Source organism: Paenibacillus paludis (assembly GCF_042610515.1).
Lineage (GTDB): Bacteria > Bacillota > Bacilli > Paenibacillales > Paenibacillaceae > Paenibacillus_AQ.
Window position 1 is genome coordinate 182,971 of sequence record NZ_JBGJZP010000012.1, and the last position, 16,612, is coordinate 199,582.

The 16,612-nt window shown below is 47.2% G+C and carries 9 protein-coding genes and 1 pseudogene; all 10 read left to right on the forward strand.

Translation table 11 applies throughout. The annotated features are described in order from the left end of the window. Positions 1 to 256 precede the first annotated feature (256 nt). Complete coding sequence (locus ACAN56_RS22400; protein WP_379145785.1) at positions 257 to 2,998, forward strand: hypothetical protein; 2,742 nt, start codon at positions 257 to 259, stop codon at positions 2,996 to 2,998. 102 nt (positions 2,999 to 3,100) lie between these two features. After that, on the forward strand, positions 3,101 to 3,640 hold the full coding sequence (locus tag ACAN56_RS22405; protein ID WP_379145787.1) for a hypothetical protein: 540 nt from the start codon (positions 3,101 to 3,103) through the stop codon (positions 3,638 to 3,640). Between the two features lie 149 nt (positions 3,641 to 3,789). Then, positions 3,790 to 4,062: an alpha/beta-type small acid-soluble spore protein gene (locus tag ACAN56_RS22410; protein WP_340896254.1), complete on the forward strand. Its 273-nt coding sequence runs from the start codon at positions 3,790 to 3,792 to the stop codon at positions 4,060 to 4,062. Between the two features lie 280 nt (positions 4,063 to 4,342). Next, positions 4,343 to 5,545: a methionine adenosyltransferase gene (gene metK / locus ACAN56_RS22415; protein ID WP_076109642.1), complete on the forward strand. Its 1,203-nt coding sequence runs from the start codon at positions 4,343 to 4,345 to the stop codon at positions 5,543 to 5,545. A 208-nt stretch (positions 5,546 to 5,753) separates the two neighbouring features. After that, positions 5,754 to 9,785 carry an Ig-like domain-containing protein gene (locus tag ACAN56_RS22420; RefSeq protein WP_379145788.1) on the forward strand — a complete coding sequence of 1,344 codons (4,032 nt, stop codon included), beginning with the start codon at positions 5,754 to 5,756 and terminating at the stop codon, positions 9,783 to 9,785. A gap of 356 nt (positions 9,786 to 10,141) precedes the next feature. Further along, positions 10,142 to 12,874, forward strand: coding sequence for a stalk domain-containing protein (locus tag ACAN56_RS22425; RefSeq protein ID WP_379145789.1), 2,733 nt, complete (start codon positions 10,142 to 10,144; stop codon positions 12,872 to 12,874). A gap of 57 nt (positions 12,875 to 12,931) precedes the next feature. Continuing rightward, the gene (locus tag ACAN56_RS22430) at positions 12,932 to 14,089 is read left to right on the forward strand and encodes a sensor histidine kinase (protein ID WP_038600984.1); all 1,158 of its coding nucleotides are present in this window, start codon (positions 12,932 to 12,934) and stop codon (positions 14,087 to 14,089) included. Between the two features lie 4 nt (positions 14,090 to 14,093). Next, positions 14,094 to 14,816 carry a response regulator gene (locus ACAN56_RS22435; RefSeq protein ID WP_038597350.1) on the forward strand — a complete coding sequence of 241 codons (723 nt, stop codon included), beginning with the start codon at positions 14,094 to 14,096 and terminating at the stop codon, positions 14,814 to 14,816. A gap of 240 nt (positions 14,817 to 15,056) precedes the next feature. After that, on the forward strand, positions 15,057 to 15,500 hold the full coding sequence (locus tag ACAN56_RS22440; protein ID WP_379145790.1) for a hypothetical protein: 444 nt from the start codon (positions 15,057 to 15,059) through the stop codon (positions 15,498 to 15,500). A gap of 94 nt (positions 15,501 to 15,594) precedes the next feature. Continuing rightward, positions 15,595 to 16,612, forward strand: a pseudogene (locus tag ACAN56_RS22445) (hypothetical protein); the annotation flags it as partial.

Consider the following 16,612-nt stretch of genomic DNA (forward strand, 5'->3'; position numbering starts at 1 on the left):
CGCAACTTTTCCGGAACTTCTGCGTTTAAAGTGTAGAGTCATTTGCACCAGACATTTGGGATGACCCAAATTAATGAAGGCGCAGTGATTGGAAAAATTAGCTTTACGTGACTTGAGGCACATTGTATAATACTTAGGTAGAATTAGGAATCTAGTATTGTCATGCCTTAAAGCGGTTTACAAGTTTCTGTGATACCCGTCACAGACATTATTTATACTTAATATGCTCAACTCGGGAAAGGGGGTGCATCGGCTAATGAGTGACATGAGCTACCCAACTAAAGAAAAATCTCAGTTCATGAACGTCCAAGGAGGAGAAAAAAAGGTTATGAAGAAAATTTTATCCGTAGCATTATCTACAGCAATGGCATTCTCGATGTTTGCCTCTGTAGCATTTGGTGAAACTGCAACAACTCCACAAGCGAAATTTGATGCTTTGGCAGCGAAAGGTATTCTTGAAGGGTACCCAGACGGTCAATCTCATCTTGAAAAAGATCTGAACCGCGCTGAATTCGCGAAGATCATCACTAAATTGTTTGATCTTCCAGAAGTAACTCCTACAACATTGTCTTACAAAGACAAAGGTTACACTAAAACTATGTGGGCAACTCCTTACATTGAAGCTGTAACTGCAGCTGGATACATGAAAGGAACTGACACTGTAAAAGGTATCTTTAACTACGGTGGTAAAGTTACAGTTCAAGAAATCGCAGCTGTACTGCACCGTGCTTTGAAACTTGAAACCCCTACTACAACTGACAACAACGCCGCTGTATGGGCTAAAGGTTACGCACAAGCAGTTGTTGACGCTGGTCTGGTTGCAAAGGGTGTTGATTTCAAATCCAACGCTACCCGCTCTTTGGTAGTAGAAGCAGCTTATGCTGCTGCTAACTACTCGAAAGCTCCTACAGTAGTTTCGGGTGAAGCTTTGAACCCAACTAGCGTATTGGTGACTTTCTCTGATAAATCTACAACAACTGTAACTCTGACTACCGCTTTGGTAGAAGGCGTTGAAACTACAGTTCCTTTCAAACACAACAACGTTGATTACAGCGTGAAGGTTACTCTTGCAGCTCCTAAGGTTGTTTCTGTAAATGCTCCAAACGCTAAGCAATTGCAAGTAACATTCAACCGTGCAATTGATACTTCTACAGTAGCTTCTAACGACAAACTTAAATCCGGTGTTATCAGAGTAATTCCTTTGAATAACCAACCTGCTATTACTGTAGATGGTTCTGAAGTGAGCGTTAACGCTGCTGGAACTGAAGCAATTGTTACCTTCCCGGGTCTTGAATTCCTTAAAGGCCAATACACTATTGTTGTAACAGATGCAGTTAAGACAACTGCTGGAACAGCTCTTGCTCAGTACAGCCAGATGTTGACTGCTGCTGATACAGTAGCTCCAACAGTTGCAAGCGTAACTGCTGTAGCTAAGGATACTACTAATAAAGTGCTTGTAAAGTTCAGTGAGCCAGTTAAACCGGCTGGAATCATTGCTAGCGTAAACGGTGTATCTGCTTCAGTAACTCGTGAAACTTACGACACCTTCAGCTTGACTGCAGGTACATTGAAGACTGGTACAACTTATGATGTATCCCTGTTGAATGTTAGTGACTTTGCTGGCAACCTGATTAGTCCTAATCCGATCAAAACAAGCGTAGCTGTAACTTCTGATACTGCTGCTCCTACAATTACTTCTGTTACTGCAACAGGTGATAGCCTTATCACTGTTAAGTTCAACAAGAAAGTTAACTATCAGTCCTTGATTGGTAACGTTAAATTCTTGAATACTTATGGAGAGTCTCAAGGAACACTTAGTGTCGAAGCAACTGCTGACAGCGACACTATTAAGTTTAAAGTTCCTGCTGGATTCAAGCTGCCGGATTCCGGTTCTTACACTGGATCACTTGTTTTCGGAGCGACTGTTAAAGACACATTGGGCAACACGCTTGGTACTCCAGTGACTCAACCGATCACACTTGTGAAGGATACTACGGCTCCTGTAGCTTCTAATGCATCATTCAGCACTGATAAAGGTCTGGTTGTACCATACTCCGAAGATGTTACGCTGGTAGGTGGAACACCAACATTGATTAGCGACTCTACTGGTCTAGTAGTAACTGGTGTTGATTTCAGTGGTGCTAAGATTGTTGATGGTACTAAGCTCACATATCCAAATGTGAAGGGTCTTAGCGGAACTTATACTCTGCGTCTTCCTGCTGGTTTAGTAACAGATTTGGCACTTGCTAAGAACAAGTCAGTTGGCACTACTATTAATGTTAGTGCAGCAGCTGCAACCACAACTGACACTGAAAGACCTGTAGTTACAAGCATCACTTACTCTGAGGGTGTTAAAGCTGATACTGAAGTTGTCTTCACCGTAACAGTTAAAGATAACGTTGGTCTGAATGTGGTATCCCTGCGTGATGTTAACAGTTATACTTTGGGCAGCAAAGCACTTCCTACAAATTCCTACGCTCAGCTATTGAGATCTGATGGAACTGCAACAGCTCCTACAGTAGCAGTAGTTGAAGTACGCGTTCCTAAAAATGCAATCAGTAAAACTGAAGCAATTGAATTTATTGCATCCGGTATTACAGATACTGCAGGAAATGGTACTTACGGCGCTACTATTAAGCCAGTATTGGCAGACGGTGTTAAACCAACTTTGGATTCAGCAGCTGTTTCTTCAGGAGATACTTCACTTCTGCAATTGACATTCTCTGAGCCGATCAATGCTTCTACTCTTAAGGCTAGCGACTTCGTAATTATTGTGAACAACAACACGACGACTCCAGCAACAATTAATGGTGGTAATAGTGGTTTTATCGCCGGTGTTGGTAACGATGCAGGTAAATATTATGTTAGACTTGCAGGATATCCTGACCTCAACGCTAACAACGTAAACAATATTACTGTTAAAGTTATCGATGGTGCAACTATTACAGATGTTGCAGGTAACACTATCGTTGGTGATAAGACAGTAAACGCTAAGTAATCTCCGATTACCGAAGCAAAGAATAGCCTCTTCGGAGGCTATTCTTTTTTTTTAGATTTTTTATGTAATAGGGCTTACAATCCCAGTACATTGGAGGTTAGTATGAAACCAACTTATAAAATAATGACAGCAGCTGTGCTTATTACAGGCAGTCTGTGGGGTGGATCCCTCTTTTTTGGTGAAGCTGACGGCGCCAGTGTAGGCAACCAGCCAGGAACGTCTGAAGATCCTGTAGTTACCAAAAGCTATGTGGATCAACAGATCCAAAAAGCGATTCAGGGCGGAACTATCGCTACACAGGCTCCAGCAGCGACACCAACTCCTGCAGCAACCCCTACGCCTACAGCAACCCCTAGCCAGAATAAAGGCGATGAAGTTGAGATCGTTGATGTGAAAGCAGGTCAGACTCTGATTGCCGGAGCGGGTGCCGAATTTATCGTTCGCGCCGGAAAGGCGGCTATTTATTCTCAGGACAGTAATGGTGTTGCTGATTTAACGGATGGAGCAGATCTGGTTAACGGTACTGCTGTACCATCCAATCATCTGTTATCTTTCCCTCGTGCCGGACGGGGCATAGTGGTACAAGACGGTCAGGCTGGTGGGCTGGTGGTTATGGTGCGCGGAGCCTATACATTGAAATAGGCTCGAATATAAATAGGATGTCCTAATATCGGATTCGTCATACTTCGGCACAGTTTACCACTGTTGACAAACATTGAGGCGATTGAGGCCCTGGTAAAGAGCACACAATACTTCCTGTAATCTTAAAAAAATTCAGGAGGTGCTGTAACATGGCACGTACTAACCGCACAGTTGTACCGGAGAGCCGGGCAATGCTTAAACAGATGCAATATGAGATCGCTGCTGAATTTGGACTATATGGAGCTTCTTACGGTGGCGGGGCTGACACAGAGTTTGCTTCTGAACTTGGGGCTTTGGGTGGTGCTGGTGGAATAGGGCGAAGTCAGTACCTCGGACATCTTACATCCAGAGATAACGGATCTGTAGGTGGGGAAATTACAAAGAGACTGGTAAAACAAGCAGAGCAGTCTTTGTTTACTTAATACCCGAACCACTCTAGGGTTTGCGGGGAATCATTGTTTTATTAAATAAGCTAGTACCTTACGCTATGACGGGTAACACTGGCTATAATTGACACCATCCGGCAAATAAGATAATATGACTTTTGAGGAAAGCCATAAACCTTTTCCATGCGGAAAAGGTTCATTTTTTTAAGATATGCGGTATTCCGATATTTATACTATACTTATTTTATGTGGCCTGTTATTTGTTAAGGAGCCCCCTTATACAGTGTCAGACTATCCATATGGGAGGTTATTGTACATGTCGATTAAAGGACGTCATTTATTTACTTCCGAGTCCGTAACGGAGGGACATCCGGATAAGATCTGTGATCAGATCTCTGATGCGGTACTGGATGCTTTTCTGGCTAATGATCCAAATGCACGTGTCGCCTGTGAGGTAGCGGTAGCAACGGGTCTTGTGCTCGTTATTGGCGAAATTAGTACAAAGTCGGAGTATGTAGATATACCGGCCATTGTACGTAATACGATTAAGGAAATTGGTTATACACGGGCGAAATATGGCTTTGATTATAATACTTGTGCCGTTCTCAGCTCGCTGAATGAGCAGTCTGCAGATATTGCCCAAGGTGTAAATGCTGCGCTGGAGAATCGCGACCCTGCACAGGTTGCTGAAGAAACCGCCAACATTGGTGCCGGTGATCAGGGGTTGATGTTCGGGTTTGCTACGAATGAAACACCTGAGTTGATGCCGTTACCCATTGCTTTATCTCACCGTATTGCCCGGCGTCTGTCTGAGGTCCGCAAGAATGGCACTTTGGAATATTTGCGTCCTGATGGCAAGACTCAGGTGACCATTGAATATGATGGCGAAAAACCGGTACGTGTAGATACTGTAGTGGTATCCACACAGCATGCCGAAGAAATTTCGCTTGAGCAAATTCAGGCTGATATTAAAGAGCATGTTATTTTGCCGGTTGTTCCTGCCGAATTGCTAGATGAAAATACTAAATATTTCATTAATCCGACAGGCCGTTTCGTTATTGGCGGTCCGCAAGGTGATGCAGGCTTGACAGGGCGCAAGATTATTGTCGATACTTATGGCGGATATGCCCGTCATGGTGGAGGGGCATTCTCAGGGAAGGATCCGACTAAGGTCGACCGTTCCGCAGCTTACGCCGCCCGTTATGTCGCCAAGAATTTGGTGGCCGCTGGTCTTGCCGACAAATGCGAGATTCAACTGGCCTATGCCATTGGCGTTGCTAATCCTGTCTCGATTAATGTAGATACATACGGAACAGGTAAAATCAGTGAGGAAAAAATGGCTCAGTTAATCAGCAGTAACTTCGATTTGCGGCCAGCCGGAATCATTTCCATGCTGGATCTGCGCAAGCCGATTTATAGACAAACTGCAGCTTACGGTCATTTTGGACGTACGGATATTGATCTTCCTTGGGAACGTGTGGACAAGGCAGAAATGCTTAAAGATCAGGCTGGGATATAAATTATAGCTTTAGAATCAGGCCCGTAAAGGCAATTCTTCGGTTCAAGGAAGAGCTGCTTTTACGGGCTTTTTTGTATGCGTATGCTGAAACTATATATAAGTGAACTTATCTTATAGAGGAACTCTTCTAAACTTTGGAAGCCGTTTAGCCGAAATATAAGAATATATGTAAAGACGAAAGTATGGCTTGAGAGGAGTCTATCACCGCATGAAAAGGAAAATTTCAATATTAGCAGCACTCATTCTGGCAGGGGATCTGCTGCTCAGTGCAGGGTATTCGTCAATTGGTCCCGGGAATTCAGCAGTTTATGCTGCAAGCGAATTCAGCATGGCAACTTCGCCAACAGCAGGTGAGGTCAATGTAAATGTATCGTCCTCCATTAAGCTGAAATTCGATCGTCAGGTGTATCCGCAGAGTGGAGATATCACCCTTACTACGCGAGACTCAGGCACGCCATATGTGACGGTGCCTATCGGCAGTTCTGGGCTAATCAGCAATTCTACGGAATACGAAGTTAAATTAGGCAAGCAGCTGGAGATGAACAAAACCTATACCGTGACTGTTCCCAGAGGACTGTTTAAGGATGGGGCGGGTGCTGACTCAGCGGCTGCTTCATGGACATTTACCACATCACCTGAAGTGAACCTGAATATTGGGGCAAGTGAATTCAATCCGGCGAACTATTCACGGGTAGATTCCACAACACTGACTCAGCTTAGCTTTAAGCTGAACAAGAAGCTGCAAAAGAGCGGTGGATCCATTAAACTCATTTCCTCAGCAGACAATTCAGTTGTTCAGGAATTCAAGGTCAATGATGGAGATTATTCAGTCAATTTGCAAAGCGACGACTCTTCCACGATAGTGAGATTGAATCTCTCTAGTAGACTTACAGCAGGGAAAAGTTATTATGTTCTAATCGATCCTTATGCCTTTAAGGATGATGAGAATAAAACCTTCGCTGGAATATCCAGTGGGAACATCTGGAGTTTTTCCACAAAGGGAACAGGCGCTGCGGTAAATGTATCCCCAGCCAGTGGTGCTACTGCCGTATCCCCAGCCGGCAACATTCAGCTGAACTTTGACCAGCCGATGACGCCGGTTAATGGAGTGATCAAATTATCTTCCACTAATGCAGTGGATACAAGATACTTTGATGTGAACTCCTCGGCTGTTACCGGTGGTGGGACCAGAACCATAACGGTAGCATCGACATCGGCGACGAGTCCGCTGATGAATAATACTATTTACACAGTAACTATTCCTGCCGGCGCGTTTAATGACCAAGATGGCAATGCTTTTCCTGCCTCAGGAACACCGTTTGTATGGAGTTTTACAACCACCTCACAAACAGGTTACGCTATAGACTCGCTCAGCCCGGCAGACCGCAGTGAATCTGCGGCGCTTGATCAGCCCATTAAGATTACCTTCAACCGTCCAAGTAAGTATATTGAGACGAATCCTGTGAGCCTCTATAAGAGCAATGGAACTAAGATGGGATCAAAAGTAATTAACGGAAATAACGACAGTGAATTCGTAATCGTGCCTTCAAATGCCCTCGAAAACGATACGATTTATTACGTTGATATTCCTCCAGGTGCTTTTGTTGAGAAAAATAATCCGAATTCATATGAGGGACTCAGCGGAAAAAACTCCTGGAGTTTCCGAACGGTGGCATTAGATAAGAGGGCACCGGTTCTGGTGTCTACACAGCTTGAAAGTAACCGCACAATCCGCCTGAAGTATGATGAAGCAATTCGTTCGGCAGGTGCTCTGCTGTCTTCCAGCTTTAATGTAACGGTCAACGATGAGAGAAGGGCAGTAGAGAGTGTATATATCCAAGGGGACAGCGTGTATGTGACCCTTAGTACGGGTGTGGCAGTAGGCCAATTTGTCAAGATAGCCTATACGGGTGGTCTTAGAACGATTCAGGATGCCGCCGGCAACGCAGCATCTACGTTCTCACTACGACAGGTAACGAATACAGTCCAAACGGCGCTTCCTGCACCTAAGGATGGAATTTTGTCAGGCAAGACACTGACGCTGAATTTCAATGATACGCTTAAAGCGATTTCCACTAATGCCTTCAGCCAGTTTTCTGTTTATGCAGATAATGTTTCACTTGGAGTGGTTTCCTCCACTTCCAGTGGCTCCACGGTGATTCTGGGGCTAAGTAATGATGCAGCGAATGGACAGACGATTCGCATAGCCTACTATGCCGGATCCTATCCTATCCAAGATCAATATAGCCAGAATATAGCGAATTTCAGCGATTTTTATATCCGTAATACCAGTGATTCAACTGCACCTGTCTATCAAAGCGCTGCAGGCTCGGGAAACAAGATTGTACTAACTTATAATGAAGGATTGTCAACGGCTAATTTGCCGATGAACAGCCAATTCTCCGTACTTGTGGGGAATACACCTAATTATGTGACAAACGTAGACGTAAGCGGAAATCTGGTAACCTTGACGCTAGCGAGCGCTTTGAACACGAATAACTCCACTACGATCTCTTATGTACCAGGGACAGCTGGTATCAGTGACTTGAACGGCAACCGGGCCGCTTACATTAACCTGCAGCCAGTGTCGGTTTCAGGCACCAGCAGTAACAGTAACGGTACAACAACAGTGCCGTTTATTAATTCAGCGACCATCTCCGGTGATGAGCTTATTGTAAACTTCAGCAAAAATATGCAGGCGTCCTCAAGCTTGTACACCAACCAATTTGGCGTGAGAGCAGATGGAAGCAGTGTGGGTGTACAATCGTATACTGTATCGGGAAGTACATTGAAGCTGCTGTTGTCCACGGTAGTCAAACCCGGACAAGCCGTCAATTTATCCTATATGTCCGGTTCCGGTAATATTCTGGATCTGAACGGCAGTGCGCTTGCCTCATTCAGCTCACTTTATGTTCAGAATCTCACCGGTGTAGGCACATCCACAACCGGGCGTCCTTCGTATCTGGGAACTCTGGCAGCAAGTGAATTTGGCAAAGAGTATCCGCTATTGAAAGGGGACTCCGCAGCTTCTGCGGAAGACCGTTCCTTATATAACCAGTCGGTAAAAAGATATACCCTTACGTCTGACCGATTAACTGCCAGCTATGATTATCTCAATAAAACGGGCAGTCCGTCTCTGGCATTCGAAGTACCCTCCACGGAATTGGGGGCCTATGTAGTTGTACCGCTTAAGCCCCTGCTGGAAGCAGTAAAACGCGACAGTAAGGCAGCCTTTGCTATACGTTATGGTGACAGCCTGTACAATCTTGCACTAAATGACATAGATATGACCGGCCTTGCATCCAAGTTAACTACAGACAGCAGCAATATCTCGCTGATGCTAAGACTTGAAAAGGTACCTTTCGGCACATTTGGGCCAGTTGAGGCAACGCTTAAAGCTCAGGGACTGCAGAGTGTAACCAGCCTTGTGGATATCCGTTTGACCGCTGCGGTCAGCGGCAATTATTCCAATAGTACGGTTCTAAGTGTTCCGGGGGAATATACGGCCCGTACAACTTCTTCTTTAGTCAGTGACCAGACTTTAGCAGCCAGACTGGACCTTGTCTATTCTGAAGCAGCATATCTGCCTAGCAAAATCAGCGGGGCAGGAAGCTATACCTTCATTCAGTCGAAGGTGGTTGGCAATCAGGTGGTAGGAACGTTCCTGTCTACCCGGGGCTTTTCAGACATGAGTAAGCACTGGAGCAAATCAAGTGTAGCGTTGCTGGCAGCCAAAAATATTATAGACAACAGCTACGGCAGCACCTTTAAGCCGGAGCAGAAGATTACCCGTGCCGAATTCGCGGTGATGCTAAGCAGAGGACTTGGACTGCTTGGTGACCGTGAGACGGCACAGCGTTTCAGTGATGTTCAAGCTTCTACCCAAATAGGAGATGCTATTGGAGCAGCGGCCAAGGCCGGAATTATTACCGGTAATACGGATGGCACGTTCCGTCCAAATGCCAATATTACCCGTGAGCATATGGCGACAATGATGATTCGGGCTATGGAATACACCAAAAATCCGATTACGCTTAACGGCACAAGCACATCCGTACTTTCGGCCTTTAAAGATAAGAGCAAGGTTTCGGGGCAAAGCGCCGAATTTGTGGCCAAAGCTGTGCAGGAAGGAATTATTCTGGGTATGCCCGGCGCCCAGTTTCAGCCTCAAGGCAATGCCACCCGCTCTCAAGCGGCAGTAATGCTGCAACGGATGCTCACAAAGGCTGGTTTTTTGTAAAATATAAGAATTTATAGGCTTCACGCTAAAAATTATCCTTCTATTTCTCGCTGAAGCGGATACCAGTCCTTTTGAGGACGGCGAAGCCGTTTCCACTTGCAAGCCCATGAGTACCCGAGTGTGCCATTTCTACCGACAATAGTTGTAGGTCCGCTCTCAAGCGTCCGGTTTTGCGCCGGGCGCTTTTTGTCAGTTTAAATTCATGAATCTAGCAATATTCGCAACTTTTCCCCATAAATTCAGTCTATTAAAGGTATAACGGGAACATAGAAAACGGTTTATAGATTTTTGAAAATAGATGTGAACCTATGGGGAAGTTTGAATTTTTAACAATGAGATGGGAGAGTTACACTGAAATGAATGAAGTATTCAAGGACAAGAATAGCAGAGCAGATTTAAGGGGAATGAAAATGTCGCCAGCTAAAAGATGGATCGCCGCTTCATTGGCAGGAGTGCTGTGGATCATGCCGGTAATCGGCAGTGAAGGGTTGCCTCATTTCGGGCCAGGAACCGCATCGGTGGCTCAGGCAGCAGCCTCCTTCAAAGTAACCAAACTGGGTGAGGAAATAATCACTTCAGGTGCAGTGATGATGAAATATAAATTTGTCACCACCCGCTCTGGCAAAAATGCGACAGGACTCGCAGATGTAGTACGTGTAGATCTGACTAACCCCTACGTATCTCTAGATGTGATGACCGGCAAAGGCGGCAACCTGACTACGCGCCAAAGCACAGGGGGGATGGCTGCAGAAACCGGCGCAGTGGCTGCAGTTAATGGAGACTATTTCAATACAAGTGGTGAAGGCGCTCCTATTGGTGGACAGGTAACGGGCGGAGTTGTTGTTTCAACGCCGTCGCTGATTAATGGAATGTACGCCTTTGCTGTTACCAAGGACCGCAAGCCTGTGATTGACGAATTTACGTTTGAAGGGCTGGTGACGGCGGAGGATGGTTCGCAATTCCCGTTATCCGGCATCAACAAAGGGGCCTATACACCTGAAGGCGGCAGTTCTACATACAGCCATGCTAATGCTGCCTATATTTATACGGATGTCTGGACTGCGCGGGAGCGGCCGAAGAACAGCTCAGCCAGCCCCACAGAGGTTCTGGTTGAAAATGGTACTATTACCCAAATTTCAGAAGCCGGTAAAGCTCTGGCAATAGCGGTTCCTAAAGGTGCCTATATTCTGCGGACACATGGACTTGCTTCCCAGTTTGTTACGGGTCACCTGGCTGTAGGACAAAAACTGGTCACAGACTATACGCTACGCTCCAAAACAACGCAGCAGGAGCTTGATCCCGCCAATCTGCAGATGATGATAGGTGGACATACGATACTGGTCAATGGCGGTAAAGCCGCGACCTTCTCGCGCTCAACCAGCAGTCTTGGCGGTTACCGTGCCCGCACAGCGCTGGGGTATTCACAGGATGGACGATATGCCTATGTAATCGCAGCCGAGAAAAATGACAACAGTGCCGGAATGTCGCTGACAGAGCTGCAATCCTTCATGACGAATATCGGTGTCTGGAAGGGGCTCAATCTGGACGGAGGCGGCTCCACAACGATGGTAGACCGGCCTTTGGCTGAAACCTCCACCACGCTAACGTTTAATACAGAGTATGGCAAAGAGCAGCGCAGCATTGTCAACGGGCTTGGCGTATTTACCTCTGCTCCAAAAGGCGAAGTAAAAGGGATTAAAATCAGCGGCAGCCCGGTGCTTCTGATCGGACAAAAGGAAAGCTATTCTTTAAAAGGCTATGATACGTACTATAATCCAATCGATGTAGCTGCAGCAAACCCGGCTTGGGTAGCAAGCAATGGCAGTGCAAGTGTAAATACAGGGGAAGTGACCGGAGTGAAACCGGGGACAGTCACTTTGACAGCGACCAGCGGTACCGCCAGCGCGTCTACTAAGGTTACTGTTCTGGGTGGTGAGGATCTGAACGGTCTGTCTGTTGGAACGGCTACAGCGCCTCTTACGGCCGGCGCATCGGTATCCGTGCCTGTGACGGCAGCTGCCAAGAGCGGAGCGACAATTTCAGTACCAAATTCAGCACTCAAATGGGAGTTCGTCGGTTTTAAGGGCAGTGTGCAGGATGGCAAGCTCACAGTTGATTCTGTCAATCCTGGTGTGACTACCGGATATGCGATAGCCCGTTATGATGGTTTCAGCACTGCAGTTGTATTGTCGGCAGCAGCAGCTTCTACCTGGGAAGACTTTGAGAATGTAACCTATCCGATTGCCTTTACTTCCAATGTCAACACTGTAACAGGAACTGCGGGGGTTACGGACGGCAGTGCTGAACGGGCAGGCTCCAAGGTGCTGTCGCTGAGCTATGATATGACGGCCGGCAGTGGCAAAATGTATGCCTACGCCCAATTCAATGGTACAAGCGGTAAAAGCATCCCGGCAGCAGCAACCTCAATGTCGCTTGATGTCATGGGTGATATGAGTTTGAATTGGCTGCGGGCTGAAGTAGTGGACAGCAGCGGAACTACAGCTTATATTGATTTGGCCAAAGTTATCGACTGGAACGGCTGGAAAAGCTTGAATATTGATTTGTCAGGCTCCGGAATTAAATTCCCTGCTTCCTTAAAGAGATTGTATGTGGTGAATGTAGAGGAAGGACAAGACGAGCGTGCCAAAACCGGCACCGTTGCTTTTGACAATCTTTCCTTTGTGATGCCGTCGCTTTCCAGTGAAGCCGGACTTCCGAAGGGAACCGCTGTAATGAAAATTGGTTCCAAATCCATGGCGCTGAACGGAACGGATAAACCCATTGACGTAGCCCCGGTTGTTAAGGGGGAGAGTACTTATGTGCCGATTAAATATGTGATGGACGCGTTTGGCGGCAGTGCGGGTTGGAATTCGAGCACCAAGAAGATCTTGGTTTTGCGCGGTGCAAAAGTTATGGAACTTACTGTGAATAGCAAGGAATATGTGTTGAACGGGAAACGGCAGAGTGCTGAAGTAGCTCCTTTGATCCTACAGGGCAGGACTTTAGTACCTCTAAGATTGGTCTCAGAACAGCTAGGTTTGACCGTAAAATGGGAACAGAACACGAAGACCGTAACTATCGAATCGTGATATGTTAGTATAAAGGAAAGCCTTTAATACGATTCGATAGAAATGGGGCAAGCATCCGTGGAATTTCAGGCCGATGCGATAGATCGCGTCATTAAGAATACCATCGACGTGATGGAGAGCAGCAAGTATCAGATATTTGAAATATTGCAGGTTGCACGGGATGAGCTTGTTGCACTCACCAAAGAACTGCAGCGCGTTATGGAAGAAACGGATGAAACATTGCAAAAGGTAGACAAACTGGAGCTGCAGTACCACCGCTCCCGCATCCGGCTGACTGAGGTTAGCCGGGATTTTGTCCGCTACTCGGAGAAAGATATCCGGATTGCTTATGAGAAGGCGACAGAGCTTCAGCTTGAGCTCATGATGACAAGGGAAAGGGAAACCTATCTCCGGAGCAGACGGGATGAACTGCAACAGCGGGTTCGAAGTGTGGAGAACTCAGTGGAACGTGCCGAATCGATTGGTTCGCAAATGAGCGTTGTCCTGGAATATTTGTCCGGAGAACTAGGACAAGTGACTAGAATTGTCGAAACTGCGAAGAACAGGCAGATGATCGGACTAAAAATAATCCTGGCTCAAGAAGAGGAACGGAAGAGAATTGCCCGGGAAATTCATGACGGTCCCGCTCAAATGCTGGCGAATTTAGTCCTTAGGACGGAAATTGTAGAAAGAATGCTGGTAAAGCAGGAATTTGCCCTGGTGCAGGACGAAGTAATAGACTTAAAGGGACAGGTTCGATACAGCCTCGAAGAAATGCGCAAGGTGATTTTTAATTTACGTCCGATGGCTCTCGATGATTTGGGGCTGATCCCGACACTCCGTAAATACGTTCATGATTATGAGGAGAAGACGAAGATCAGAACCTCCTTTGAAACGAGGGGCAAGGAGCACAGGCTGTCTTCTGCCATGGAGGCGGCGGTGTACCGCCTGGTTCAGGAAGGTTTGTCCAATGCGGCCAAGCATGCCTTTCCCAGCTATGTGCTAGTAGAGATCACTTATCAGGCGCAGCTGATTAAGATCGTCGTAAAGGATAATGGATTAGGCTTTAATGTTAAGAAGGTAAGCGAGCAGAGCAACCGTGAAAGCTTTGGACTGGTAGGCATGCGGGAGCGGGTGGAACTGCTTGAAGGAAGAATGGAAATTTTGTCAGCAGAGAATCAGGGCACAACAATTGTAATCCACATTCCGACGAATGTGGATAAGGGAAAGGAGTAATGTGATGGAGAACCAAAGTTCTGGCAAATCGCCCATTAAGGTTCTTTTGGCCGATGATCATCAATTGTTTCGTGAAGGGCTGAAACGTATTTTAAATATGGAGGATGACATTGAAGTCATTGGCGAATGCGGTGACGGCATCCAGGTGTTGGAGTTTTGCAATGTCAATAAACCGGATATCGTGCTTATGGATATCAATATGCCTATCGAGAACGGTGTGGAGGCTACTCAAAAGCTGCGTGAAATGTTCCCCGAAGTCAAGGTTATTATTTTGTCGATTCATGATGATGAAAGCTATGTATTTGAAACACTGCGCAAGGGTGCCAATGGCTATTTGCTGAAGGATATGGAGGCAGAGTCGCTTATTAATGCCATTCGTTCCGTCTGTGAAGGCCATGCATTTATCCATCCCAAGGTTACGGGCAAGCTGATTAATCAGCTCCGGCGCATGACCTATCTCAATGAGACGGGAGCAATGACCGAAACGGCCGTTAAGGAAGCAGGCGTCAAATTCGTTGCAGGCGACAACAATCCATTGACCCGGCGCGAGGCAGAGGTACTGCGGCTGATGGCTGAAGGCAAGAGCAATAAGATGATCGGAGAATACCTCTTTATCAGCGAGAAAACTGTTAAGAACCATGTCAGCAGTATTTTGCAAAAAATGGAAGTTGACGACCGTACTCAAGCAGTCATTAATTCCATCAAATACGGCTGGGTAACCCTATAACAGGTTTAACGTTAACTGAACGTTTTGGAGAATCCCAATGATCCGGAACAACATTACATAACAGACTGCAGCGATTCAGCTGTAATCAAACGTATTGTTTCAGTGCGCAGTTATTTTCGATTTGGCAAAACGTTGATGTAAATATGTACCCGGCTATACCCAGTCTTGTTGGAACCATGGGCAGGCACCGACCTTTTAACTCCGGCATATAGTGTCGGTATACAGAGGAGGTGCATCTCCATGGTAGCCCAGTTAATCTGGATTGCGGTTATATACGGATCCGCAGTTGTCCTTGTTCATATTTTGCGCAACCGGGAACTGACCCGGCAGACGGCACGTTCTGGGAAGCGGCTGCATTATATTCTCATTACCCGTAATCATGAAGCTGTTGTCGAGTGGTATATCCGGGTAATCGGTATTCATGCTTTTCTGACCGGAAAGTTATTTCGGGTGACAGTAATGGACGATGATTCAAGTGATGCTACGATAGCTGTGGCTTCCAGGTTGGCTTGCAGCGGTTCTTCCATTGATGTGGCCCGGTTCATGCACAATCGTAGCTTACAGGCAGAAATCCCGATACAGCAGGGTATATTGGTCGATTTGCGGTTTCCCGGCACAACTGCTCCGTTGCCGTTTATGCGGATGCCGGAAAGCGGGGGATATCAATCAGAGCGCGGCGAATGAGAACTAAATACGCAAGAATCGGGTGAAGCACACTCTCCATGAATGGAGTGGTGTGCTTTTTTGTGTCTCAGGATAAATTAAGGAGGGATTGCAGATGAGGGTTGCCCTATATGCTGTGAAGGATAAGGAACGCTGGCACCTGTGGGTTTCGTTAGATATCCAGGTAGACAATGTCTGGTGGAGCGGGGTGGGAGGTGAAGGCTGGAATGGACAGTCTGTGGACAAACGGGTATTGCTTTCTGCGGATCTACCGCTCGGTTGGGCAGTCAAACTTCGTGACAATGTCAAACCTGAGAAGGGCATGCAGGAATGGACGGAAGAACATTGGGCTGGCTACCTGGCTAATCTATTACAGGCTGAGATTAATGAGGAGCGGGAAGCGGGGGGCGAATGGAAGAACAGTACCCAGGTTCATCCAACCGACAGTTTTAAGGAGCGGACTGAGCGTTTTGCACTCAGCGCGCAGGCGGATCGCTTAGTGGAGGCACTGTCCGGCCGGTCTTTGCTGCAGTCTGAAGTTGAAGCCCTGCTGGAGGAGAAAGATCCGCTACTGGCAAACACTTGGCAAGCTGCAGCGCAGCTCGCACATTTGCAGGGGCGGCTGAAGCTTGAGGCCGCTTGCAGCAGGGGTGAAGAGAGCCAGGGGAAACTGCGGAGATGGAGCTCGGGGGTAGGAAAGAGAGCTAAGCAGACTGAGAGCTTACAGAAGGCTGCAGGTGAGGCAAGGAGAGAGCGGGGAAGCAGGGAAGTGGCGGGCGATAAATGGAGTGAGTGTAGAGCTAGGGATACGGTAGATGATGCGTGGCGTGGGAGGGAGAGCAGGAGAGTAGGCGTTGATGCATGGAATGAGAGGACGAGCAGGGAAGTTGGGGCGGAAGAATTGAGTGAGAGCAAAGGCAGGGATGTCCGTGCGCGGCTGCCCAGCGCAGGCAGCCTCCTGCGTGCTGCGGCGCTTCGCCTGCCGCGGCTCCGCTTGCCCCTGCGCGGCGCTGTCGCCCGCCGCGCGGACATGCGCTGCCTGCGCTGCGGCAGCGTCGCCAGCGGCCGCACGGCCTGTGCCGCGTGCGGCCTCACCGGCTGCGCCTACTGCGAGGCCTGCCTCGCGCTCGGGC

Excerpts from the sequence above, each read along its gene's own strand:
- ACAN56_RS22400 (WP_379145785.1), top strand. The coding sequence starts at position 257 with ATGAGTGACATGAGCTACCCAACTAAAGAAAAATCTCAGTTCATGAAC.
- ACAN56_RS22405 (WP_379145787.1), top strand. The coding sequence starts at position 3,101 with ATGAAACCAACTTATAAAATAATGACAGCAGCTGTGCTTATTACAGGC.
- ACAN56_RS22410 (WP_340896254.1), top strand. The coding sequence starts at position 3,790 with ATGGCACGTACTAACCGCACAGTTGTACCGGAGAGCCGGGCAATGCTT.
- metK (WP_076109642.1), top strand. The coding sequence starts at position 4,343 with ATGTCGATTAAAGGACGTCATTTATTTACTTCCGAGTCCGTAACGGAG.
- ACAN56_RS22420 (WP_379145788.1), top strand. The coding sequence starts at position 5,754 with ATGAAAAGGAAAATTTCAATATTAGCAGCACTCATTCTGGCAGGGGAT.
- ACAN56_RS22425 (WP_379145789.1), top strand. The coding sequence starts at position 10,142 with ATGAATGAAGTATTCAAGGACAAGAATAGCAGAGCAGATTTAAGGGGA.
- ACAN56_RS22435 (WP_038597350.1), top strand. The coding sequence starts at position 14,094 with ATGGAGAACCAAAGTTCTGGCAAATCGCCCATTAAGGTTCTTTTGGCC.
- ACAN56_RS22440 (WP_379145790.1), top strand. The coding sequence starts at position 15,057 with ATGGTAGCCCAGTTAATCTGGATTGCGGTTATATACGGATCCGCAGTT.